20 protein-coding genes are annotated in these 23390 nt (G+C 56.3%); 3 read left to right on the top strand and 17 right to left on the bottom strand.

Annotated features, from left to right (window positions below):
• The 5 genes from N7578_RS22255 to N7578_RS22275 all read right to left on the bottom strand — a co-directional run bounded on the left by N7578_RS22255 (position 1) and on the right by N7578_RS22275 (position 5537).
• Positions 1–822 (bottom strand): amidohydrolase, encoded by an 822-nt coding sequence (locus N7578_RS22255; protein ID WP_311112386.1) that lies wholly within the window; start codon positions 820–822, stop codon positions 1–3.
• Between the two features lie 4 nt (positions 823–826).
• The gene (locus N7578_RS22260) at positions 827–1840 is read right to left on the bottom strand and encodes an aldo/keto reductase (RefSeq protein ID WP_311112387.1); all 1014 of its coding nucleotides are present in this window, start codon (positions 1838–1840) and stop codon (positions 827–829) included.
• Positions 1841–1921: 81 nt separating this feature from the next.
• Entirely contained in the window at positions 1922–2863 is a 942-nt protein-coding gene (locus tag N7578_RS22265; RefSeq protein WP_311112388.1) for an ABC transporter substrate-binding protein, read from the bottom strand.
• A gap of 77 nt (positions 2864–2940) precedes the next feature.
• Positions 2941–3963 (bottom strand): ABC transporter permease, encoded by a 1023-nt coding sequence (locus N7578_RS22270; protein WP_311112389.1) that lies wholly within the window; start codon positions 3961–3963, stop codon positions 2941–2943.
• An 8-nt stretch (positions 3964–3971) separates the two neighbouring features.
• On the bottom strand, positions 3972–5537 hold the full coding sequence (locus tag N7578_RS22275) for an ATP-binding cassette domain-containing protein (protein ID WP_311112390.1): 1566 nt from the start codon (positions 5535–5537) through the stop codon (positions 3972–3974).
• A 255-nt stretch (positions 5538–5792) separates the two neighbouring features.
• Here N7578_RS22275 and N7578_RS22280 point away from each other — a divergent pair, with 255 nt between their 5' ends.
• Both N7578_RS22280 and N7578_RS22285 read left to right on the top strand, forming a co-directional pair.
• A complete protein-coding gene (locus N7578_RS22280; protein ID WP_311112391.1) occupies positions 5793–6485 on the top strand; it encodes a FadR/GntR family transcriptional regulator in 693 nt (230 codons plus the stop codon).
• Positions 6486–6531: 46 nt separating this feature from the next.
• Positions 6532–8064, top strand: a complete 1533-nt coding sequence (locus N7578_RS22285) for an altronate dehydratase family protein (RefSeq protein WP_311112392.1) — start codon at positions 6532–6534, stop codon at positions 8062–8064.
• An 83-nt stretch (positions 8065–8147) separates the two neighbouring features.
• Here the strand turns inward: N7578_RS22285 and purH are convergent, their stop codons facing one another.
• From purH to htpX, 4 genes are all read right to left on the bottom strand, one after another.
• Positions 8148–9764: a bifunctional phosphoribosylaminoimidazolecarboxamide formyltransferase/IMP cyclohydrolase gene (gene purH / locus N7578_RS22290; protein ID WP_311112393.1), complete on the bottom strand. Its 1617-nt coding sequence runs from the start codon at positions 9762–9764 to the stop codon at positions 8148–8150.
• Positions 9765–9860: 96 nt separating this feature from the next.
• On the bottom strand, positions 9861–11498 hold the full coding sequence (locus N7578_RS22295; protein ID WP_311112587.1) for a heparinase II/III domain-containing protein: 1638 nt from the start codon (positions 11496–11498) through the stop codon (positions 9861–9863).
• A gap of 154 nt (positions 11499–11652) precedes the next feature.
• Positions 11653–13038 carry an RsmB/NOP family class I SAM-dependent RNA methyltransferase gene (locus tag N7578_RS22300; RefSeq protein WP_311112394.1) on the bottom strand — a complete coding sequence of 462 codons (1386 nt, stop codon included), beginning with the start codon at positions 13036–13038 and terminating at the stop codon, positions 11653–11655.
• Positions 13035–14000, bottom strand: a complete 966-nt coding sequence (gene htpX, locus N7578_RS22305; protein ID WP_311112395.1) for a zinc metalloprotease HtpX — start codon at positions 13998–14000, stop codon at positions 13035–13037. The genes N7578_RS22300 and htpX overlap by 4 nt, the downstream gene beginning before the upstream one ends.
• 119 nt (positions 14001–14119) lie before the next feature.
• Here htpX and N7578_RS22310 point away from each other — a divergent pair, with 119 nt between their 5' ends.
• Positions 14120–14320 (top strand): DUF1674 domain-containing protein, encoded by a 201-nt coding sequence (locus N7578_RS22310; RefSeq protein ID WP_311112396.1) that lies wholly within the window; start codon positions 14120–14122, stop codon positions 14318–14320.
• Positions 14321–14389: 69 nt separating this feature from the next.
• On the opposite strand, the gene N7578_RS22315 is transcribed toward N7578_RS22310, so the two are convergent.
• The 8 genes from N7578_RS22315 to hemE all read right to left on the bottom strand — a co-directional run bounded on the left by N7578_RS22315 (position 14390) and on the right by hemE (position 23132).
• Positions 14390–15271 carry a ParB/RepB/Spo0J family partition protein gene (locus N7578_RS22315; protein WP_311112397.1) on the bottom strand — a complete coding sequence of 294 codons (882 nt, stop codon included), beginning with the start codon at positions 15269–15271 and terminating at the stop codon, positions 14390–14392.
• A gap of 31 nt (positions 15272–15302) precedes the next feature.
• Positions 15303–16097 (bottom strand): ParA family protein, encoded by a 795-nt coding sequence (locus N7578_RS22320; protein WP_311112398.1) that lies wholly within the window; start codon positions 16095–16097, stop codon positions 15303–15305.
• 19 nt (positions 16098–16116) lie between these two features.
• A complete protein-coding gene (gene rsmG, locus N7578_RS22325) occupies positions 16117–16734 on the bottom strand; it encodes a 16S rRNA (guanine(527)-N(7))-methyltransferase RsmG (protein ID WP_311112399.1) in 618 nt (205 codons plus the stop codon).
• 11 nt (positions 16735–16745) lie between these two features.
• On the bottom strand, positions 16746–18629 hold the full coding sequence (gene mnmG, locus N7578_RS22330; protein ID WP_311112400.1) for a tRNA uridine-5-carboxymethylaminomethyl(34) synthesis enzyme MnmG: 1884 nt from the start codon (positions 18627–18629) through the stop codon (positions 16746–16748).
• A 61-nt stretch (positions 18630–18690) separates the two neighbouring features.
• Entirely contained in the window at positions 18691–20019 is a 1329-nt protein-coding gene (gene mnmE, locus N7578_RS22335; RefSeq protein WP_311112401.1) for a tRNA uridine-5-carboxymethylaminomethyl(34) synthesis GTPase MnmE, read from the bottom strand.
• An 84-nt stretch (positions 20020–20103) separates the two neighbouring features.
• The gene (gene rho, locus N7578_RS22340; protein WP_004444236.1) at positions 20104–21369 is read right to left on the bottom strand and encodes a transcription termination factor Rho; all 1266 of its coding nucleotides are present in this window, start codon (positions 21367–21369) and stop codon (positions 20104–20106) included.
• 186 nt (positions 21370–21555) lie between these two features.
• Positions 21556–22101, bottom strand: a complete 546-nt coding sequence (hemJ, locus tag N7578_RS22345; RefSeq protein ID WP_311112402.1) for a protoporphyrinogen oxidase HemJ — start codon at positions 22099–22101, stop codon at positions 21556–21558.
• Entirely contained in the window at positions 22101–23132 is a 1032-nt protein-coding gene (gene hemE / locus N7578_RS22350; protein WP_311112403.1) for a uroporphyrinogen decarboxylase, read from the bottom strand. Before hemE ends, hemJ begins: the two co-directional genes overlap by 1 nt.
• Positions 23133–23390: the final 258 nt, after the last annotated feature.

Consider the following 23390-nt stretch of genomic DNA (forward strand, 5'->3'; position numbering starts at 1 on the left):
TCACCTGTCGGAAAGTCTGTAAAAACGGGCGGCATTGCCGCCGAATATGGCTGCGTGATTGCTGGCCGGCACGATCTCGCGGCAGAAATCGAGCCATTGCTGATAGTCGCCAGCAAGCCGCAAAACCGGCCAGTCACTGCCGAAAATCACCCGATCAGGACCGAAAAGCTCGAGGATCGTTTCGGCATAGGGCCGAACCGCCTCCGGCTTCTGCTCACCCCGTTCGGTCAGCAGCCCCGAGAGCTTGCAATGGACATTGGGCAATGCCGCCAACGCCGCCATATCCTTGCGCCAGCCACTGTATTGGCCACTTGCAATCAGCGGCTTCGCGCCGTGATCAATAACGATTGGAAGATCGGGATACCGACCGGCGAAAGCGAGAAGATGTGGTAGATGCGGCGGCAAAACCAGTGCATCGAACACCAGTCCATGGTCGACAAGCGCCTTGATCGCAGGGTCCAGCGCGGCGTCGTCGATCCAGGTGACATCCTCCATGTCTTGCAGCATCGGGCGAACGCCCTTGAAGGACGGATGAGCGGCACGGGCAGCAATCACCGTAGGCGCATCAGCTGCCTTCATGTCCAGCCAGCCGACCACACCCTTAATGAAGTCGTTCTTTTCCGCCAACGCCAGCATGAAATCGGTATCGGCGGCAGTCTCCATCGTCTGCACAAGGATCGTGCCGGAAACACCCGCCTGACGCATCAACGGCAGAAGATCGTCAGGAAGGAAATCGCGGTAGATGGCTTCAAGAGACGGCGGCGGCCACTGGCCTGCCCGGTCCTTCAGCAGCCAGAAATGCTGGTGCGCATCGATAACCATCGCATTACACCTTTACGCCCGGAATCGACGCACCATCGGCGATCAGACCGCGACGGTGCAGCTCAGACCAGAATTCCTGCGGGATGTCCTGTTCGAACCAGCCGATATTAGCGGAAAGCTGATCGGCATTGCGCGCACCGGAGACAACCGTGACGCTGGCCGGATGCGCAAGCGGAAACTGCAGCGCCGCAGCCTGCAATGAAACACCCAGTTCCTCGCAGACATCGTGAAGTGCGTCGACACGGGACAATATCTCCGCAGGGGCATCGGCGTAGTTGAACTTGCGGTTACCCGCCAGAATGCCGGAATTGAACGCGCCGGCCACGACGATGCCGACGCCCTTTTCAGCGCAAGCGTCCATGAACGTCAGGCTCTGCTGTTCCAGAAGCGTGTAACGGCCAGCCAGCATAGCCACGTCGATATCGAAGACCTCCATGGCATCACGGACGATCTCCCATTCGTTGACGCCGAGGCCGATCGCACCAGTCGATCCCTCTTCGCGCAACTTGCCAAGCGCCTTGAAGCCGCCGCCTGATGTAAGTTGCTCCCAATAATGCTGGTGCTTGTCACCATGCGTGTAGGAACCGATATCGTGGACGTAGAGAATATCCGGTTTCAGGATACCAAGCCGCTGCTGGCTGGCCTCGAACGAGCGCAGGATGCCGTCGTAGGAATAGTCGTAAACCGGACGGAACGGCAGCGGCGCCACATAGGCATCTTCTTCCGGCCCAACGGTTTCGTCCGGCACCATGACCCGGCCGACCTTGGTACTCAGCGTATAATCCTTGCGGTCATATTCGGTCACCATCGTACCGAGACGACGTTCGGAACGGGTGTAGCCATAAAACGGCGCGGTATCGAAATATCGCATGCCGCTTTCCCATGCCTTGTCGAAAGCACCCTTCGATTCCTCATATGGCGTGACCCTATAGAGGTTACCCATCTGGGCGCAGCCAAGACCCATCAGGGTCACTTCGACGCTGCGGCGGGGCAGCTTGCGTTTGTCGGAGACTTTCATTGCGGGCACTTTCGAAAATTCACGGGGGGCGCGTCGGCAGATGAGCGCCGCACTGGCGGCACCCATCCCTTTTTCAGACGATCAGTAGAGAACGTTCTTCGCTTCCGGCTTGTCGATATTGTCCTTGGTCACAACGACCACACCCGTATCGACAAACTTCTCAGCCTTTTCCTTGCCGATGAGCTTGGCAACGGTTTCGACGCCCTTTTCGCCCATCTGGTAGGAACCCTGAACCACGATGCCGGAGAGGGTGCCATCCTTGACGAAGGACTGCAGATCCTGGTTGCCGTCGAAGCCGATGGCAACGACCTTGCCCGCCTTGCCGGACTGCGCCAGCGCACGACCGACACCGATCGCTGTCGGCTCGTTCGCACCGAAGATGCCTTTGAGGTCAGCATTAGCGGCCAGAACGTCGGTCGTCTGGTTCAACGCTGTGGCCATCTGCGACTGCGAGTAGAACGGGCCGACGATTTCAAGCTTGGAATTGGCCTTGATGTAATCCGTAAAGCCACCGACGCGGCCGATTTCGGAACCGGCGCCTGCTACATACGACATCACGGCGATCTTGCCTTCCTTGCCAACCTTTTCGATCAGCGCCTGGGCGGCGAGTTCACCAGCCTTCTTGTTATCGGTGGCGAGGAAGGACTGGTAATACTGCTCCGCACCCTTTGCGAGCTGGGAGTCCACGATCACCACCGGAATGCGGGCTTCCCATGCCTTTTTGACGGCGGGAACGAGCGCATCCGGATCGGAAGGAGCAAGAACGATGCCCGCGACCTTACGGTTGACGGCGTTCTCGACCATGTTGACCTGATCGGCGATGGCTGATTCCGATGCCGGACCCTGGAAAGTCATGGTGTGACCGGAAGCGTTCTTGATCGCTGCATCCGCACCCTTCTGGACGTTTTGCCAGAAGGTTGAGTTGACGGTCTTGACGATGACGGCGATTTCGCCGGCCTGCACGGTGGAAACGCTCCACAGGGCGATTGCAGATGTCAGAAGGGCAGTTGCGATTTTTTTCATTTTTTCCTCCAAAATGTCGGCACACCGGGCCTCCCCCATGCCGATCCTGTTTGCGGAAAGGGTCCGCAGCCCTTTCATCAGCGACGGTTGCGCAGCTGGTCGATCCACACGGTGACCAGAATGACGAGGCCGATGATAATCTGTTGGGTGAAGGCGGAGACGCCGTTCATGTTAAGACCGTTGCGCAGGATGCCGATGACGAAGGCACCGATGGCCGTGCCTGATATCGTGCCGACACCACCGATCAGCGACGTGCCGCCGATCACGGCGCTGGCGATGGCGTCCAGCTCGTACATAACGCCCTCGTTCGGCTGGGCGGTGACGAGGCGCGACATCAGCACGCAGCCCGTCAGACCCGCCAGCGTACCTGACAGGACGTAGGTAAAATTGGTGACGCGGGCGACATTCACACCGGAAAGGCGGGCAGCTTCGGCGTTGGAACCGACGGCATAGATGTGGCGTCCGAGAATGGAGCGGTTGAGCATGAACGAAACCGCAAACGCAATCACCACCATCAAAATGACCGGGTAGGGGATGCCGGGAAAGACGACGTTCGGAAAACCGTCATCGCCGATCGTGACGATACGGAAGAGGGCGCCGTTGCCGAGTTCGCCAAAAGATTCGCCGAGGCCGGACACCGCCCGCGCGCCAGTAATCTGCAAGGCGACACCACGGGCAATCAGCATCATGCCAAGCGTCGCAATGAACGGCGGCAGTTTGAACCGCGTGACCAGAACACCGTTGATGAAACCGCACAGCGATCCTGTCAGGATACCGAGAAACATGCCGACCGGCACCGGCATGCCAAGTTCCTTGACCGCAAGCGCGGCGACGACACCGGCAAGCGCCAGAACCGAACCGACGGAAAGATCGATACCGCCGGTAATGATGACGCAGGTCGCGCCGATGCCGAGAAGCGCAATGGATGTGACCTGAAGCGCGATCGTCATGGCGTTGTTGACGCTGAAAAACGCGCTGCTGGTGGCGGAAAAGACCAATGTAAGGGCCACAAGACTGCCGAGCGCCGCAAACTTCTGGATGATATCCTTCTGCCGGTCGCTGAATGTGAAGCTCTTCTGGGGTTCTGCAATATTCGACATGTGTTCCCTCACTGCACCGGCCGGCTATAGCCGGACGCATAGCGCATGATTTCTTCCTGATTGGTCCTGGCTGTCTCGAGAACGCCGGTAATCCTGCCTTCGTGGAAAACCGCGATGCGGTCCGTCAGCCCAAGAACCTCCGGCAGTTCGGAACTGATGAGAATGACGCCGATGCCCTGCGCGGCAAGCTCATCCATGATCTTGTAGATCGCGAATTTCGCGCCGACGTCGATCCCGCGGGTCGGCTCGTCGAAGAACAGTATCTTCGATTCGCGGAACAGCCATTTTCCGATGATGATCTTCTGCTGGTTACCGCCCGAAAGAAGCCGGACGGTCTGTCCGATAGACGGCGTGCGAACATTGAGGAGGTCGACGTATTTTTTCGCGACCGTATCGTGCTTCTTGAAGTCGATAAGCCCGAAACGGTTCGAAACCTCTTTCATGTTGGCAAGCGTCGTGTTGGCCGCAACCGACATCTTGATTGCCAGCCCATCGCTTTTGCGGTCTTCGGACAGATAGGCGATACCTTCCCGGATCGCATCCTGCGGAGATGAAATCGAAAGCTCGCGCTGCTCGAAGACGATTTTGCCTGCGTCGAGAGGGTCAGCACCAAAAATTGCACGGGCAACTTCCGTGCGCCCGGCGCCCATCAGACCGGCGAAACCGAGAATTTCTCCCCTGCGCAACGAAAAGCTGACATCTTGAAAAACGCCCGCCCGGGTAAGCCCCTCAACGGAGAAGATGATGTCGTCCGACGGTATCGATGTGCGCTCCGGAAACTTCTCCTCCAATGAGCGACCGACCATACGTGTCACAATATCGTCTACCGTGATCGCGTGAAAATCGTCGGTGGAAATGTAGCGCCCGTCACGCAGCACCGTCACGCGGTCAACGATCTCGGCCATTTCATCAAGGCGATGCGAAATGTAGACGATACCGACACCGGACGCCTTCAGGTCGCGGATGACCTGAAACAGCAGACGCGTTTCCTGCTCGGTCAGCGAAGAGGTCGGCTCGTCCATGATCAGCACTTCCGCATCAAGCGAAAGTGCCTTGGCAATTTCCACCATCTGACACTGGGCAACCGAAAGACCACGCACGAGATGATCGGGATCGATATCGACACCGAGGCGATCGAGACAACGCTTGGCGTCTTTTCTCAGTTTTTTCCGGTCGACAAGAAAGCCTCGGCGAGGCTCACGCGCCAGATAGATATTTTCAGCGACGCTGAGATGCGGAACCAGATTGAGTTCCTGATGAATGATGGCAATGCCGGCTGCTTCGGATTCCAGCGGCGAGGCGTACTGCACCTTTTCGCCCTTGTAGAAGATGGCGCCGGATGTCGGCTGGTAAACGCCGCTGATGATCTTCATCAGCGTCGATTTTCCAGCGCCATTTTCTCCGCACACAGCGTGGACTTCACCGGAACGCAGATCGAAATGCACATCCGACAAGGCTTTGACGCCCGGAAATTCCTTGCTGATGTTGTTGAGACGCAGAAGGATGGCACCTTTTTCAGATGCAGTCCCTCCAGGCAAAAACTCGCCTTGAATTGTCGATGCGCCCTGCGGCATCATGATCCTCCCAATCGCGCGCCCGCTCCATCGGGAGACAGCGAATTGGCGGAATGGTTAGGCCGGTTTACAAATATGGTCAAGCCAATTTATTCAAATCCTCGACAACTCCCGTGCCAAAAACAGCCAAAGCCGCAAGAGACGTATCTAAAAATACATTTAATTCAGTTATATAAGTAATTTCTTGCCTATTGAAGCTGTTCCCGGTACGGTAAGGCCAAATACTTTGTTAGAAAAGGTTTCGGCAAAACGCGCATGAATGGTCAGGCCAAAATACTGGAGCCGCGCAGGCTCTACCAACAGATTGCAGACCAAATCCGGGAATTGATCGATGCGGGCGAATTTCAGCCCGGTGCGCGCCTTCCCGCCGAGCGGGAACTTGCCCAGAAACTTGGGGTTTCGCGCCCGTCTCTGCGGGAAGCGCTGATTGCGCTCGAAATCGACAACACGGTCGAAATCCGTATGGGTTCCGGCGTCTACGTGTCCGCAGAACCTTTGCAGCCGCGACATCAGACCAAATCATTGGGCGACAGCCCGTCGGAACTGATGCAGGCACGCGCAGCGGTGGAAGGTGCCGCGATCATTCTCGCTGCGAGCCGCATGACGGAAGAGACACTGGACAATCTGCGGCGGATTCTCGCCGCCATGCGCAAGGAGATCGAAACAGGCCGCAAGCCGCTCGATCAGGACCGCCTGTTTCATGTCACGATTGCGGAGCAATCCGGAAACAGCGTTCTTGCGCGTCTGGTCGCAAACCTCTTCGATGAACGGCATAGCCCCATTTCCGCGCAGCTGCGTGTGAAATTCGAAGATCGGGACACCTGGGCGCATGCGCTGCAGGAGCATGAAGCCATTCTCGCGGCGCTGGAGGCGAGGGATCCGCTGCTGGCGCAAGCCGCCATTCACGTTCACCTGGAAAGCTCCAAGCGGCGCTGGGTGGACGACTGACAAAACATAACATTGCAGGCATTGCATATCGGGAGGAGGAAAACCCGTGAGTAAAAGTTCCGAAGCGACAATCTTGCTCAACGCCGGCGACAACGTTGCCGTGGCCCGCCGGTCCATTCCGGCTGGCGGCGCGACAGGCAGGGGCGATCTCAACGCCCTCGACCTGATCGGGCGGGGACACAAGGTTGCGCTCAAATTCATCCGCTCAGGCGAGGACGTCCTGAAATACGGTCAGGTCATCGGCATCGCCACACAGGATATAGAGCCAGGCCGTCATGTGCACCTGCACAACCTTGCCATGGTTCCGTCCGAACATGCCCACCAGTTCAGCGTGGATATCGAAGAAAAGGGTATGTTACCCGAAGCCGGACGCCGCACCTTCAAGGGGTACGATCGTGGCTTTGGTGGCGTCGGTACACGAAACTACATCGGCGTCATAGCTTCGGTGAACTGTTCCGCCACCGTCTCTCGCTACATTGCCGATTACTTCAACAAGCAGGGCGGGTTAGACGGTTTCGATAATGTCGATGGTGTCGTCGCGCTGACCCATGGTGGGGGCTGCGCGCTCAATACTAAGTCGGAAGGCTATCGTCTGCTGATCCGTACCATACAGGGATACGCCCGCCATCCGAATTTCGGCGGCATTTTGCTGATCGGCCTCGGTTGCGAAACCAACCAGATCGCTCCGATCCTCGAACACTACAAGATGGAAGAGGGCGAGCGACTGCGGACGATGACGATCCAGCAGCATGGCGGTACGCGCAAGACCATCGATGCGGCGATTGCCGAGATCAAGGCGATGCTGCCGCTCGTCAATGCTGCGAGACGAACAGAGCAGCCGCTCTCGAAGCTCAAGGTCGCCCTGGAATGCGGCGGTTCCGACGGCTACTCCGGAATTTCCGCCAATCCAGCCCTCGGATACGCCTCGGACCTGATTGTTCGCAACGGCGGTACCACCGTTCTGTCAGAAACACCGGAGATCTATGGCGCCGAACATCTGTTGACGCGACGCGCCGTAACCCCTGCCGTTGCCGAGAAGCTGTTGCAGCGTATCGACTGGTGGCGCGATTATACCGCCCGTAACGGTGACGAACTCAACAACAATCCGTCCCACGGCAACAAGTTGGGCGGCCTGACCACCATTCTCGAAAAATCACTGGGGGCTGTGGCGAAGGGCGGCTCCATGCCGCTGAAAGCCGTCTATGAATTTGCCGAAACCGTCACCGAACAGGGTTTCGTCTTCATGGATACGCCCGGCTACGATCCCGTGGCGGTGACGGGACAGGTTGCAGGCGGGTGCAACGTCATCTGTTTCACCACCGGTCGCGGCTCGGTTTCCGGCTTCAAGCCCGCTCCGTGCATCAAGATCGCCACCAACACGGAAATGTTCCAGCACATGCAGGAGGACATGGACCTCAACTGCGGCGAGATCGTTACAGGCAATGAAACGATCGAAGAATCCGGCGAACGAATTTTCGAACACATCATCGCCGTGGCGTCCGGCAAAAAGACCGTCAGCGAAATCTACGACTATGGCGACAATGAATTCGTACCATGGCAGGTCGGCGCGGTGACATGATGTACCGTTTCATGTGAAACCGAATAAAAAAAGCGGCCCGGAGATTTTTCTTCGGGCCGCTTTTTGCTGTTCAACCTTCTCGCTTAGTGGCGGAAGTGGCGCATGCCGGTAAACACCATCGCGATATTATGTTCGTTCGCGGCGTCGATGACTTCCTGGTCGCGCATGGAGCCACCGGGCTGGATCACCGCCGTAGCGCCAGCAGCGATGGACGCAAGCAGACCATCCGCAAACGGATAGAACGCTTCCGAGGCAACGGCAGAGCCCTTCGTCAACGGCTCGGTAAGACCCATGGCTTTTGCCGCGTCTTCCGCCTTCTGGGCGGCGATACGGGCGGAATCGACACGGCTCATTTGGCCAGCACCGATACCGGCCGTCTGACCGTCCTTGGCATAGATCACCGCATTCGACTTCACATGCTTGGCGATCTTGAAGGCAAACTTCATGTCTTCCAGTTCCTGCGGCGTCGGCGCGCGCTTGGTGACAACCTTGAGATCAAGATCTTCAACCATGCCATTGTCGCGGCTCTGTACGAGAAGACCGCCGGATACGGTTTTCGCCGTGACGCCTGGAGCTCGGGCATCCGGCAGACCACCAGCCGACAGCAGGCGCAGGTTCGGCTTGCGTGCAACGATGGCCTTTGCCTCTTCCGTAACGTCCGGAGCAATGATGACTTCCGTGAAGAGCTGGATAATCTCTTCCGCGGTTTCAGCATCAAGCGTGCGGTTAAGCGCAATCACGCCGCCAAAAGCGGAGACGGGATCACAGGCCAGCGCGCGCTTGTAAGCTTCGAGCAGCGTTGGACCGGTCGCAACACCGCAAGGATTGGCATGCTTGATGATAGCAACGGCAGGCGCTGTTTCCGGCAGGAATTCTGCAACGAGCTCGTAGGCCGCATCGGTGTCGTTAATGTTATTATAGGAAAGCTGCTTGCCCTGAAGAAGCGTTGCGGTGGCAACGCCGGGACGCTTTTCGCCGGTCAGATAGAAACCGGCGCTTTGATGCGGGTTTTCACCGTAGCGCATCTTTTCCTTCAGCACGCCGCCGATCGCGCGATAGTGCGGCGTTTCGATGGAGAGAGCCTCGGCGAACCAATTGGAAATAACCGCATCGTAAGCAGCGGTACGTGCATAGGCCTTCGCCGCAAACTTCTGGCGCAGCGCATAACAGGTCTGGCCATCATCCGCCTGCAAGGCTTCCAGCAGCTCCGGGTAATCGCTGGGGTCGGTTACAACCGTGACATAAGCGTGGTTCTTGGCCGAAGCACGGATCATCGCCGGGCCACCGATATCGATGTTTTCCACCGTCGTCGGATAATCGCCACCCTTGGCGCGAACTTCTTCGAAAGGATAGAGATTGATGACGGAAAGATCGATGCCTTCGATGCCATGGGCACGCATGGCTTCCACATGCTCGGCATCGTCACGGATAGCGAGAAGACCGCCATGAACGTTCGGATGCAGCGTCTTGACGCGGCCGTCCATGATCTCCGGGAACTTGGTGATATCCGACACGTCGGTCACCGGCAGGCCGGCATCGGCGATGGCCTTCGATGTACCGCCCGTCGACAGCAGCTTCACACCGAGTTTGACGAGCGCGCCCGCCAGCTCGATGATGTCCGTCTTGTCGGAGACGGAAAGAAGCGCGGTGCGGATTTTCACCTTGTCTGGGGCAGGGATTTTCTTGGATGCGACGGCCATCTGGGCTTACTCCGTGATGGGTGGAGGACAGGCCGGAGGGCGATCATCCGGCGGTTGCCGCCGCGTTAACACAGCTTGCCGGATTAATAAACCGTCCTAAGCTTTTCGTTCGATGATCCAGCGGATTTCACGCGTCTTGGCGAGGTTGAAAGCGATCTCGATCTGCTGCGAAGGGCGAATACCGGATGCATCCGCCATGAACACATCGTCAGCCACGAAAATTTCGATACCGGGTGCCGAGAACAGCCAGGTGGTCCCATCGGCCGCCTGCATGTAAACGGATTCCTCGTCATTCTGATGCAGCTGGATGTGCGGATGGATATGGAACCGTGACACCGCCGAGATCGACTGTACGCCGTCACCCGGCGCGCCCTCGTTGGAGCGCAGCGTGTCCCGACCTTTTATCTTCGTACCCGCAGCATTGATTTCGATCTCGCGTTCATGGAGAAAACCGAACGTCTTCAGATATCCATCGTGTGATGCGCGCAGCACGTCATTGCCATTTGCCTGCGAACGTTGGGTTTCCACGTGGCTGACGCCCGCCACCATGATCGGCCCGAGCAGGCGCGAACGTGACAGCCGGCATGAGGAGGTATCGGCCAGCGTCACCGTCGAGTGCGCCGCCGTGGAGCGGCTTGCTTTCTGAAACTCCGGATCAGCATTCTTGGGAAAGCCGGAATTGACGATGAAGCGGTTTCTGCCACACGACATCTCGAATGAAAGGCAACCGGCATGTGCATTGCGCGACAATTCCTGCGAACCGGGATAACCGGTATCGACGATAACCACCGTCTCATCCCCGGACAGACGATGATAGTTCACGTCCGGCAAAAGCTTCGATGGCTTACCCGCCGTCTCGTCGTAACGAAGGACGGAAACAAGTTCATTCGCGAGCGTCGCGGTTGCGCCGTTGAACAGCGCCAGATCGCCCCCCTGATGCCGGAAAAAGCGAAGTGCCGGAAACATACGGTCAATCGCCGGAACCAGACCAGAGGGCAGATCGTGACCGAGATTGATGTAGCTCTGGCGAAGCGGCAAGAGGTCCAGCAGCAACTCCAGCATCACCCGTGGATTGCGAGATACGTGTCCACCATCGGGCAGAATCTGGCGCTCAAGTTCCTGAGCCAGCTTCCTTCCGCTTCGTGCAATTTTCGAAGCCCGCACCGGCATGGTGATAGAGGCCATGGCCAGAGCTATCCTGATCCGCAGCCTTACCTCGCCATCCGGCACGTGTTTGGCTATGCGGTCCAGATAGCGGACATGGAACGCGATGCTTTTCAGGAACCGTCGATAAAAACCGGCGTCAGCCTCGTTCAGAACGACTGGAGAATGCGATAGCCAGGCAATCAGCCGCTGCGATGCGATGTCGGGCGACCACGCTACACCGCCAATGCGCTTTCCACTGAAAGCAATCCAGTCTGAAACAATCCGACGTGCTCTTGCACATGCTTCGCTGGATTTGCTGGCTCTGACATGACGCAACCAGCTGAATGCGTTCAGCCTCTCTTCGAAAACAATCGAAGGGCATTCCATCTGGAAAGGGGAAAGGCCTCCGGTTTCCAGCATGCGACCGGCCAGCGCGATGCGCCCCCGCACCAGTTCCTCGGCAAAATAGGGATCGATGGCACGCAGATCCGTCGGCGCCGCGACAAGACCATCAGGAACCCGGCTTGCAAGACGCGACGCATAAATATGCAACGGTGCAAACCCGATGCACAGACGGCGATACGCCATGCGCGAAACGAAACCGGCGGCGTTAACGCCGCCTGCAAAAGACCCTAACAAGCTGTGTTTCCCGTTTCACATGTCGTATTTTTTGTCAGTGAACCGTGACGACCGGAACGCTATCTACAAATATCAGATGATTCGCCAAAAGCTTGGCGTGTTTCTACTTTTTACGCAAGACGCTGCTAAAGAACCCGTCCACTCCGCCGAACATGTCCGGCGTTGTACGAAGATCGCCGTCAGCCGTGATGGCAGCTTCCATTCCAGGCCATTGCTCCTTGCGAACAGGCACGCGCTCTATCTCGGGGTTTTCTGCGAGAACCGCCGCCACCATCTCCTCGCCCTCTGAGGGATCGAGCGAGCAGTTGGAGAATACGACAATACCTCCGGGCTTCACCAGTCCCAGTGCGTAACGCAGCATCTGACCCTGTAAAGCCGCCAGCTTGGCGATATCGCCCGCATCCTTCGTCCAGCATACATCCGGGTGCTTACGCAGGGTGCCGGTGGAAGAGCAGGGGGCGTCAAGCAACACCGCATCGAAGCGATCCTCGGGATCGAACTTCAACATGTTGACTTCGACAGTTTCCGCGCTGAGGCCCAGTCGCGCCAGATTTTCCTTCAGACGCCGCAGGCGGTTACCCGATTGATCAAGTGCGGTTACCTTAGCCCCGGCTAGAGCCAGCTGCGCCGTCTTGCCGCCAGGCGCGGCGCAAAGATCGGCGACACGTTTACCAGACACGTCACCCATCAGTTTGACAGGCATGCTCGCCGCAAGGTCCTGCACCCACCATTGCCCCTCGGAAAAGCCTTCCAGCGAGGGAATCTGCCCCTCGAACTCGCCGAGACGGACACTGCCATTCGGCAGGACGGTTCCACCCAGTTTTTCAGCCCAGAGGGCGGGATTGCTTTTGACCGTCAGATCGATTGAGGAAGGCGTCAGCTGCGCTTCGGATATGCGTGCAGCGACCTCTTCGCCATAGGCCGCGACAAGCCGCTCATAGAACCACTCCGGCAGAACAGGTATCTTGGCAATCGCCTGAGCTATGTCAGCCTTTTCCCTGCCAATCCGCCTCAACACCGCATTTACAAGCTTTACGAAGCGTTTGTTGCGGGGATCGCGATGTGCCTGCTCGACAGCCAGATCAACCGCGGAATGATCGGGCACATCGAGATAGATCATCTGGGCTGCACCAACCAGAAGAACGTGATGCAACGAACGAGCACCCTGCGGAAGGGGGCCATCCAGCAACATGGACAGGGTAGCCTCAAGACGGGGCAGGTGCCGCAATGCACTGTTGACGATTGCCCGCACCAGCGCCCGATCGGCGATGGAAAGAGATCGGTAGACCGGATTGCCATTTTCCGCATCCAGCATGCCATCCAGCGATGTCTTCTTTTCAAGAACGGCTGCAAGAATACGGGTGGCGGCGATACGCGCCGAAAGGCCTGGCTTGTCCTGGAATGACGAAGGGCCGTCATCACGGCCCTTTGCACCCGCCGGTTTCGGTCTTTTATGCCGCGCCGGCATTTTTTCTACGTCAGATGTCAAGACCACGGTCCCTTGCGCTCGTTTTCATTGCCCCGCCCCCAGCCGGTGGCGGGTACGGAACGCGATTTGCGCAACGGCTTATCACCGGATGCCGGTGCCGTCGATGCTTGAGTGCCAAACTCCTGTGCCATTGCATGCAGCGCAGCAACACGGTTTTCCGTATTCGGATGAGTGGAAAATAGATTATCCATTCTTTCGCCGGATAACGGATTGATGATGAACATATGCGCCGTTGCCGGATTGCGCTCGGCGTCATCGTTGTGAATCTGCTGCGCCATACCCGAAATCTTCTGTAAGGCGGATGCCAGCCAGATTGGATTTCCGCAGATTTCAGCCCCCCGCCGGTCGGCAGAATATTCACGCGTACGGCTGATGGCCATCTGCACAAGCATCGCCGCCAGAGGAGCCACGATCATGGCGACAATAACGCCAATAAAACCGAGTGGATTGTTGTTGTTCTCACGATTTCCGCCGAACAGGAAAGCAAAATTTCCCAGCATCGAGATCGCACCGGCGAGTGTGGCCGTGATCGTCATCGTCAACGTGTCACGGTTCTGAACGTGCGCCAGTTCATGCGCCATAACGCCCGCGACTTCTTCGGGTGTCAACCGCTCCAGCAATCCGGTTGATGCCGCAACCGCTGCATTTTCCGGGTTTCGGCCGGTCGCAAAGGCGTTGGGCTGCGGGCTTTCATAAATGTAAACCTTCGGCATAGGGAGGCCGGCATTGTGCGACAGATCGCGGATCATATGAAAGAACTCAGGCGCGTTCCGTTCATCGACCTCCTGGGCGCGATAAGCAGAAAGAACCATCTTGTCCGAGTTCCAGTAGGAGAACAGGTTCATGCCTGCAGCGATAACAAACGCGATCATCATACCGCCCTTGCCGCCGATCAGAAAACCGACGCCCATGAACAACGCAGTCATGAACGCCAGAAGCATTGCTGTGCGCATCATGTTCATCCGTCAAATTCTCCTTCAAGATTCGGTAAAGACGCATCGGGGTTTATCAAACACGTTTCGTTATATAATCTGGTGCGCGACGAACGCATTTCAATATCCCGTCATAGGGAAGGAAATCCATGCAGAACGCTGATAACGATAATAGCACGAATGTAGGCAAGAAGCTTTCACCTGCAGCAGAGCGGGCTTTGCAGGAAGCCGAAGAAAGGCGCAAAACGCAGGCCGATCTGGAATTGCCGCCGGAAACAGGCGGGCGCGGTGGCGCTGAGCCTGTCCGCTTTGGCGACTATGAGATCAACGGCCGCGCCATCGATTTTTGAGAAATAAGCAGGGCAGAGAAAAAAATCCCGCCATTGGGCGGGATTTATCTTTAAAATCAAATATTTAAATTACTTCTGCTCGAGAAGACGGCACACGGCCTCGAGTTGCTCGAGCGTTCGATAGCTGATCCGGATCTGACCGGCGCCACCCTTGTGGTTTATCTTCACATCGAGACCAAGGGCATCAGACAGGCTACGCTCCAGAGCGATCGTGTCGGAATCCTTTTCGACCGAAGCGCGTTTTTCCTGCGGTTCGCCTTGAGATTTGATGTCGTTCTGCGCCAGCCGTTCGGCATCCCGAACAGAAAGTCCCTTCGCCACAATTGTCCGCGCCAGTGCAGAAGGGTCCGAAGTGGACACCAGAGCACGGGCATGACCGGCCGACAGGGATCCATCCGAAAGCATATCCCGAACCGGATCGGGCAGCTTCAACAGACGCAGACTATTCGCAACGTGACTTCTGCTTTTGCCGATAATTTCACCCAGATCGTTCTGAGTATAGCCATGTTCTGCGATCAACTGCTCATACCCCATCGCCTCCTCAAGCGGATTGAGGTCGGAACGCTGAACGTTCTCAACGATGGCGAGTTCGAGCGCCGTACGATCATCAACATCGCGAATGATGACAGGAACTTCGGTGAAACCCGCCAGCTGAGCAGCGCGCCAGCGACGTTCGCCTGCGATGATCTCATAACGGTCCACCGAAATCGTACGAACGACGACAGGCTGAACAATGCCGTGCTGGCGAATGGAGGAAGCCAGATCCTGCAGTTCGTTTTCATCGAAGTAGCGACGGGGATTTCTCTGGCTGCGGGCAATGAACTCGATCGGGATCATGCGATCCGCGCTGACCGCCTTCTGGGGCTCCCCTACGGGCACCGGCTGATCCATTTCACCGATCAAAGCCGCAAGTCCGCGTCCGAGACGACGCTTGGAAAGATCATCACTCATAAAAGATTACTCCATACATTCCGTCAAAAGCTTACGCAGCTTTGCGTAGACGCTCTCTCTGAATCACTTCCGAAGCGAGCTGAAGATATGCCTGGCTGCCTGCACATTTCAGGTCATAGAGAATCGCCGGCTTGCCATAGGACGGCGCTTCAGAGACCCGAACATTGCGCGGAATGAGCGTGTGGTAGACTTTCTCCCCGAGATGTGTGCGCACATCACTGACCACCTGCTGAGCGAGATTGTTTCGGGCATCAAACATTGTCAAAACAATACCCTGAATATCCAGGCCCGGATTGACGGTGCTGCGAATCTGGCTGACCGTATCCAGCAGCTGGCTGAGCCCCTCGAGCGCGAAGAATTCACACTGCAGCGGCACCAGAACAGAGTGTGCTGCCGACATGGCATTCATCGTCAGGAGATTGAAGGAGGGCGGGCAATCAAGGAGAATATAAGAATAGCTTTTGGCTTCCTGCGTCTGCAAAGCGGAGCGCAAAAGAAAGACACGGTTAGGTGCATTGGCAACCTGCATCTCGAAACCGAGCAGATCCATCGTCGACGGAATAATATCAAGATTGGGAACCGCCGTCGGTACCGCGACCTCAGCAACGGAATTATCGCCAACAAGAAGATCGTAGGACGAGAGCTTGCGCTCTTTGCGATCAATGCCAAGACCCGTGCTGGCATTACCCTGCGGATCAAGATCAACGATCAGAACACGCTCGCCGATCGCTGCCAGCGCCGTCGCCAGATTGATAGCCGTCGTTGTTTTTCCAACGCCACCTTTCTGGTTCGCAACTGCAATAATCCGGTTTTTATCCAAAGTCATACCGCACCTGCCTTGGTTATCAGCCCTTCAGTGCGAGGTTGCTGATTTCAAGAACAACAGAATCCGCCTCAATGGCACTACGGTGTTTTACCAGATCAAATTGCCAGCGACTATGCGCTTTCTGTACTTCTGAATCATAATCCCGGCCTTTATTGAGGTAAGCGCGCAGATTTTGATTTTTAACCGCCCAAGGGTGGATGTAGTCGAACAACAGATCGAGATCAGCCAGGGCGCGGGCCGATATAGCATCTGCATGCTCAATAAGGTCTGGAGCTTTCTCGATCCGGACCGGATGAACCTGGCCGCGTGCACCGGTTTCTTTGAGCGCGATACGCAAAAAAGCGGCTTTCTTGTTGTTGCTCTCAACCAGATCAACCCAACCTTCGTTATGCTCGGCAAGGAAGATTGCCGTGATAACACCCGGAAATCCGCCGCCACTACCAAGATCAACCCACTTCTTTGGGTTCGGAGATAATTGGAAAATCTGCGCACTATCGGCGACATGACGGCTCCAGAGCTCGTTCAAAGTGGACGGCGCCACCAGATTGGTGGTGTTGTTCCACTTCCTGAAAAGCTCTACGAAAAGCTCAAGCCGCTCCTGTGTTTCACGTGAAACACTTTGGCCGTTTATCTCCATTATCAGACTCGCTATTGGTGCAACCGCAACTTCTGGCTTTGCGTGGCCGAAGACTTCCGCAAGAGCGCGAGCAACAGCGATATCGCAGCCGGCGTCATTCCGTCAACTCGAGCCGCTTGGGCAATGTTCTCGGGTCGGGCTTTTTCCAGCTTTTGTTTCAACTCATTGGAAAGCCCCGACAAAGACTGGAAATCAAAGTCAGCCGGTATTTTACGCTCTTCATCGCGCTTCACATCGATGATGTCGGCGCTTTGCCGCTGCATGTAAACGGCGTAACTCGCCTCGATCTCAAGGATTTCTGCAACTTTCGCGGAAACCTGACTGAGTTCCGGCCAATGCTGCTTCAATGCATCCAAGCTGATATCGGGATAAGCAAGCAATTCATAAACCGACCGTCGCTGGCCATCCTGATTGAGTTTCAATCCCTGTTTCGCGGCCTGCGACGGGCTAATGGTGAGCTCCTTCATCAAGGCACGGCCTTGATCGATATCCTCCACAAACCGCGCATAACGATCGGCACGCTCTTTACCAACAATGCCTGATGTTAACCCGAGCGGCGTCAGCCGCAGATCTGCGTTGTCGACGCGAAGCGAGAGGCGGTATTCAGCTCGAGACGTGAACATACGATAGGGTTCGCTGACACCCTTCGATGTCAGGTCGTCGATCATGACGCCAATATAGGACTCGGTCCGGCTGAAGTAGACAGCATCCGAGCCACTGGCGAGACGCGAGGCGTTCAGGCCGGCAACAAGCCCTTGTGCCGCCGCTTCCTCATAGCCAGTGGTGCCATTGATCTGACCGGCGAGAAACAGGCCTGGGATTTTTCGGCATTCCAGGGACGGCTTCAGCTCCCGCGGATCGACATAATCATATTCGATCGCGTAACCCGGCTGGAGAATAACGACCTTCTCCAGACCCGGTATCGTACGAATAAACTGCTCCTGAACGGAAGCGGGCAGGGATGTGGAGATACCATTCGGGTAGATTGTATGATCGTCAAGCCCCTCCGGCTCCAGAAATATCTGGTGGCCATCCCGCTCGCCGAAACGGGTTATCTTGTCTTCAATGGAAGGGCAATATCGCGGTCCAACACCCTCAATCTGTCCGGAATACATCGCCGAAAGATGGATATTATCCTGAATAATCTTATGGCCTGCAGGAGTCGTGCGTGTCACACCGCATTCGATCTGCGGATTGACGATGCTGTCCGTCAGGAAGGAAAAAGGCACGGGATCTTCATCCGCACCTTGCCGCTCGACAGAATCCCAATCAATGGTCCGCCCATCAAGCCGGGCAGGGGTACCGGTCTTGAGCCTGCCCATAGTGAGGCCAAGACGGCCAAGCGTCTCCGATAGACCGACGGAGGGCTTTTCGCCAACGCGACCGGCTGGAATCTTTTCGGAGCCGATATGAATAAGGCCGCGTAGGAATGTGCCGCTCGTCAACACAACGGCACCGCATGGAATCCGGCTACCGTTTGCCATGATAACGGCTGAGACAACACCGTCTTTCATATCGATGTCGAAAGCATCGCCTTCGATGACGGTAAGATTGTCGATGGAAGCGACCTCGCGCTGCATCGCTTCTCTGTAAAGGCGGCGATCTGCCTGCGTTCTCGGACCCCGGACCGCGGGACCCTTTTTGCGATTGAGCATCCGGAACTGGATGCCACCTGCATCAGCGACACGGCCCATCAAACCGTCGAGCGCATCGACCTCGCGGACCAGGTGGCCTTTTCCCAATCCGCCAATCGCCGGATTGCAGGACATAACACCGATCGTTTCGCGCTTGTGAGTAACCAGCCCGGTTCTGGCGCCATGACGCGCAGCCGCAGCCGCAGCTTCGCTCCCTGCGTGACCGCCGCCGATTACGATGACATCAAATGACTGGTTCATGTTTCAGGCCTCATATCGATCCATCGACCAACGCACCCGTAAGGCCGATGTTTCACGTGAATCATTTACCGATGCAGAATTCCGAAAAAATTACGCCAAGCAGGTCTTCAACATCCACGCGACCGGTAATTCGCCCTAGTGATGTTGCGGCCAATCTCAGATATTCGGACCGGATTGCCAGGTCCTGAGCTTCGGATTTGAGCGCATCACTAACATAGTTCAGCGTCTCTTCAAGTCGTTTTTTGTGCCGCGCCCGTGCTGGTGCCAGCGTGTGCGTCGATCCGGTGCGCTTCTCGATCTCCATCTTGATCCGCGATCGTAATTCACCAAGGCCAAGATCTTTTTTTGCAGAAATGAATAAATCAAACTCTCCGTCTCCGTTGGAAGACACGAGGTCGAGTTTGGTACGAACATTTAGAGCGGGAACATCGTTAAAGGCATCCGTCAGTTGTTTCGAAACCGAATCGTTATCGTGGAGCACAAGAACAAGGTCGGCATTCGCCGCAGCGGCAACCGCCCGCCTGACACCTTCCTGCTCCACGACATCGTTCGTATCGCGCAGGCCCGCCGTATCGAACATCTTTACGAGGTAGCCATCGATGTTCATATCCACCGTGAGGACATCGCGTGTTGTTCCCGCGATGTCGGTAACGATCGCGACGTCGCGGCCGCTCAACGCATTCAACAACGTGGATTTTCCAGCATTGGGTTCGCCCACCAGCGCAATTCTGAACCCGTCACGAATAATCTCGCTGCCATGACCGTGTTCCAGGTGACTGGAAATCTCTTGCCTGAGCTGCGCCACAGTTTCCCAGACCTGTGCAGCGACGGAATCTGGAACGTCGTCCTCATCCGCAAAATCCAGCTCGGCTTCGATGAGGGCACGCCCCCGTGTCAAGCGATGCGCCCAACCATCATAAAGGGCGGAAAGACGGCCGGTGCTTTGTTCCACGGCAAGACGACGCTGCATCTCTGTTTCCGCCTGAAGAAGGTCTGCAAGTCCCTCCACCTCAACGAGGTCCATTTTGCCATTTTCAAAGGCACGCCGGGAGAACTCGCCAGCTTCAGCCGGACGAAGCCCCTCAAGACGTTGCAGTTCCTCGAAGATCGACGTGACAACGGCGCGGCTGCCATGCGAATGGATTTCTACACAGTCGTCGCCCGTAAAGGAGTGGGGTCCGCGGAATGCCAGCACCAAAACCTGGTCGATGATCTCATTGTTCCGGTTGCGAATCGAACGAAGCAGAGCAGTCCGTGAGGGTGGTTCCCTCTCGCCCGTGAGCATTTCAAGTGCTGCAAACGCCGCTGGACCGCTGATCCTCAGAACCGCCACACCGGCAGGTAGTGAACCACTGGAAAGCGCGAAGATCGTGTCTGTGGAATATGTCATTCCGCACCTGTCATCCAAAAAGGGAAGCCGCCCCCGTTAAGAACGGACGCGGCTTTATAACGCTAACATGAATCCGGATAATGATCAGGTGTTCATGGACTCGAAGAAATCCGAATTGTTTTTCGTCTGCTTGAGCTTGTCGATAAGGAATTCGATGGCGTCCATCGTTCCCATTGGTGCGAGGATACGGCGAAGAACAAAAATCTTCTGCAGATCCTGACGGGGAACCAGAAGGTCTTCCTTACGGGTGCCGGATTTAAGAATGTCCAGCGCCGGGAAGATACGCTTGTCCGCAACCTTGCGATCAAGAACGATTTCGGAGTTACCCGTACCCTTGAATTCTTCGAAGATCACCTCATCCATACGGCTGCCGGTATCGATCAGCGCGGTAGCTATGATCGTCAGGGAGCCGCCTTCTTCGATGTTACGCGCGGCGCCGAAGAAACGCTTCGGACGCTGCAGAGCATTGGCATCCACACCACCCGTCAGAACCTTGCCGGAGGAAGGAACAACCGTGTTATAAGCGCGGCCGAGGCGCGTGATGGAATCGAGGAGAATGACGACGTCTCGTCCATGTTCGACCAGACGCTTCGCTTTTTCGATGACCATTTCGGCAACCTGGACGTGGCGAACGGCAGGCTCGTCAAAGGTCGAAGAAACGACTTCGCCCTTTACCGAACGCTGCATGTCCGTCACTTCTTCCGGACGTTCATCGATGAGTAGAACGATGAGATAACATTCCGGATGGTTCGCCGTGATCGAATGGGCGATGTTCTGCAAGAGCACGGTTTTACCGGTGCGCGGCGGCGCCACGATCAATCCGCGCTGGCCTTTGCCGAGCGGCGCAACAAGATCGATAACGCGCGAAGACAGATCCTTCGAGGTTGGAACGTCTAGCTCCATCTTGAAACGCTCGTTCGGGTAGAGCGGCGTCAGGTTATCGAAATGAACCTTGTGACGGATCTTTTCAGGATCGTCGAAATTGATGGTGTTCACCTTGAGAAGGGCGAAATAGCGCTCACCTTCCTTGGGTCCGCGGATCGGGCCTTCAACAGTGTCACCGGTCTTCAGTGAAAAACGGCGGATCTGCGAGGGAGAGATATAGATATCATCCGGACCCGGCAGATAGTTGGCGTTGGCAGAACGCAGGAAGCCGAAACCGTCCTGTAGAACCTCAACAACGCCTTCACCGATGATTTCGATGTCCTGACTAGCGAGAACCTTGAGGATCGCGAACATGAGTTCCTGCTTGCGCATGGTGCTCGCGTTTTCAACTTCCAGGGATTCGGCAAAAGTCAGCAAGTCGGTAGGCGATTTGCTCTTGAGTTCCTGAAGCTTCATTTCAGCCATGAAGAGAAGACCGTTTGGTAATGTTATGTCGGGGGAGGGCGTGTTCGCGAATCAGATAGTGCGGTGGATACCGCAGGTGACTGAAAAATTCACATGCCACGGAGATGAGTGGTGGGAAAATAGCGACTGAACCTCGACACCGCAAGAGGGAAGCACGAATTCCGCGAAATTTATCCCGATCCCTCCCTACACGAAGGGTTTCACAACCACAAGTATGACAATCGCAATCATTAACACCGTCGGAACTTCGTTCATCAACCGCCAGTGACGAGCCGAACGGGTATTCTCATCTCGCAGGAAACGCTTTGCGCTTTGCGTGAAATAGACATGGGTGACCGTCAGGATGACCACGAGGGCGATTTTCGCGTGCAGCCAGCCACCGGAAAATCCGTAAACGGACCAGGCGAGATAAAGCCCCAGCCCCCACGAAATCATCATGGCAGGGTTCATGATGATCCTGATGAGCCGCTGCTCCATGATCTTGAAGATTTCCGACTGCTGCGAACCGGCGGGAGCATCCGTATGGTAGATGAACAACCGCGGCAGATAGAAGATCGCCGCCATCCACGAGATGACAGCGATGATATGAAGCGCCTTGATCCAGAGATAGAGATCGGCCGGGTCAGCCAGGAAAATCACCGCGGCAAAGCCGCCAAACAGACAGAGCGCTGCGCCTGCTCGAAAAGCCGCCCTGCTGCCTGCACGAACGGAGGTCTGCTTCTCGCCACGCATCAGGCCGCCCCGTAGCTGTGAACGCGCTTCACGAGCCTTGCAACGTTCTCCGGATCTGCCTGCGGCGTAATCCCATGGCCAAGATTGAAGATCAACGGTCCCTGACCCAGAGCCTCCAGCACCGTATCGATGCCGTTCTGCAAAGCCTTGCCACCGGCAACCATAAGCATGGGATCAAGATTGCCTTGCACCGGGCCATCCTTCTGCAGCTCCTGTGCAAAGCTCAATGGCACCGACCAATCAAGGCCAATCGCATCGGCACCCGTTTTCTGACGGTAGTCCTTGAGCAGATAACCAGCGCCTTTCGCAAAGGCGATGATCTTCGCCGATGGCCGGCGGGCACGGACGGACGCGATGATACGCGCGACAGGCTTTACCGCATATGCCTCGAATTCTTTTTCGCCCAGAACACCGGCCCATGAATCGAATATCTGAACGGCGTCAGCGCCGGCATCGATCTGCGCCACCAGATAATCGGCGGAGATTTCTGCCAGAAAGGCCAGCAGCTTTTCCATCGCAGCCGGTTCCTGATAACCAAACAGCCGGGCGGGAGCCTGATCCGGCGTTCCATGCCCGGCAATCATGTAGGTCGCCACGGTCCATGGAGCGCCACAGAACCCGAGAAGCGTCGTTTCGGACGGAAGCTCTTCGCGGAGACGGGAAACAGTTTCGAACACGGACGTCAGATGTGAGAGAACCTTCCCCGCATCGAGCTTGCTGATACCAGCGGCATCAATCGGGTCCATTGCCGGACCCTTGCCTTCGCTGAAGCTGACGTTTCGCTGTAGGGCATCGGGTATCACCAGAATATCGGAAAACAGGATCGCCGCATCGAGACCAAAGCGACGAATGGGCTGAAGTGTTACCTCCGTCGCCAGCTCCGGATTATAACAGAGGTCGAGGAAACTTCCTGCCTGCTTTCGTGTTTCCCGATATTCGGGGAGATAACGACCGGCTTGTCGCATCAGCCAAACGGGCGGTGGTGTGACTGTCTCTCCGTTCAACACCTTCATCACCTTACGCTCTGTCATGGCTTCCCGCTTTTCAAAATATAAAATCAAAGAGATTTAAAAGATTTTCTATTTCTTAGAGTCGGTGGGTATCAAGGATTAAAATCTTTCCAGTCGAAATGCCGCATCCGGGAGTTCTTGAAAACCTAAGTGAATAAATGCGCCCCGTGGATCTGGCGCTCTTCGGAAAACTCATATTTATCTATTTTTATCAATTACTTGGTTTAAAAAATGCGGAGCCTACAGCTGTGGATAGGATGGGGATAAATTTCTGCTTCG

This window comes from Agrobacterium tumefaciens (assembly GCF_031801495.1).
GTDB lineage: Bacteria > Pseudomonadota > Alphaproteobacteria > Rhizobiales > Rhizobiaceae > Agrobacterium > Agrobacterium tumefaciens_K.

Bases quoted from the DNA above. Each gene is read 5' to 3' on its own strand.
- N7578_RS22280 (WP_311112391.1), top strand. From the start codon at position 5,793: ATGAATGGTCAGGCCAAAATACTGGAGCCGCGCAGGCTCTACCAACAG.
- N7578_RS22260 (WP_311112387.1), bottom strand. From the start codon at position 1,840: ATGAAAGTCTCCGACAAACGCAAGCTGCCCCGCCGCAGCGTCGAAGTG.
- N7578_RS22315 (WP_311112397.1), bottom strand. From the start codon at position 15,271: ATGAGTGATGATCTTTCCAAGCGTCGTCTCGGACGCGGACTTGCGGCT.
- mnmE (WP_311112401.1), bottom strand. From the start codon at position 20,019: ATGACATATTCCACAGACACGATCTTCGCGCTTTCCAGTGGTTCACTA.
- mnmG (WP_311112400.1), bottom strand. From the start codon at position 18,629: ATGAACCAGTCATTTGATGTCATCGTAATCGGCGGCGGTCACGCAGGG.
- N7578_RS22310 (WP_311112396.1), top strand. From the start codon at position 14,120: ATGCAGAACGCTGATAACGATAATAGCACGAATGTAGGCAAGAAGCTT.
- N7578_RS22320 (WP_311112398.1), bottom strand. From the start codon at position 16,097: ATGACTTTGGATAAAAACCGGATTATTGCAGTTGCGAACCAGAAAGGT.
- N7578_RS22270 (WP_311112389.1), bottom strand. From the start codon at position 3,963: ATGTCGAATATTGCAGAACCCCAGAAGAGCTTCACATTCAGCGACCGG.
- hemE (WP_311112403.1), bottom strand. From the start codon at position 23,132: ATGACAGAGCGTAAGGTGATGAAGGTGTTGAACGGAGAGACAGTCACA.
- N7578_RS22275 (WP_311112390.1), bottom strand. From the start codon at position 5,537: ATGCCGCAGGGCGCATCGACAATTCAAGGCGAGTTTTTGCCTGGAGGG.
- rsmG (WP_311112399.1), bottom strand. From the start codon at position 16,734: ATGGAGATAAACGGCCAAAGTGTTTCACGTGAAACACAGGAGCGGCTT.
- N7578_RS22295 (WP_311112587.1), bottom strand. From the start codon at position 11,498: ATGGCGTATCGCCGTCTGTGCATCGGGTTTGCACCGTTGCATATTTAT.
- hemJ (WP_311112402.1), bottom strand. From the start codon at position 22,101: ATGCGTGGCGAGAAGCAGACCTCCGTTCGTGCAGGCAGCAGGGCGGCT.
- rho (WP_004444236.1), bottom strand. From the start codon at position 21,369: ATGGCTGAAATGAAGCTTCAGGAACTCAAGAGCAAATCGCCTACCGAC.
- N7578_RS22265 (WP_311112388.1), bottom strand. From the start codon at position 2,863: ATGAAAAAAATCGCAACTGCCCTTCTGACATCTGCAATCGCCCTGTGG.
- N7578_RS22255 (WP_311112386.1), bottom strand. From the start codon at position 822: ATGGTTATCGATGCGCACCAGCATTTCTGGCTGCTGAAGGACCGGGCA.
- purH (WP_311112393.1), bottom strand. From the start codon at position 9,764: ATGGCCGTCGCATCCAAGAAAATCCCTGCCCCAGACAAGGTGAAAATC.
- htpX (WP_311112395.1), bottom strand. From the start codon at position 14,000: ATGAACATGATGCGCACAGCAATGCTTCTGGCGTTCATGACTGCGTTG.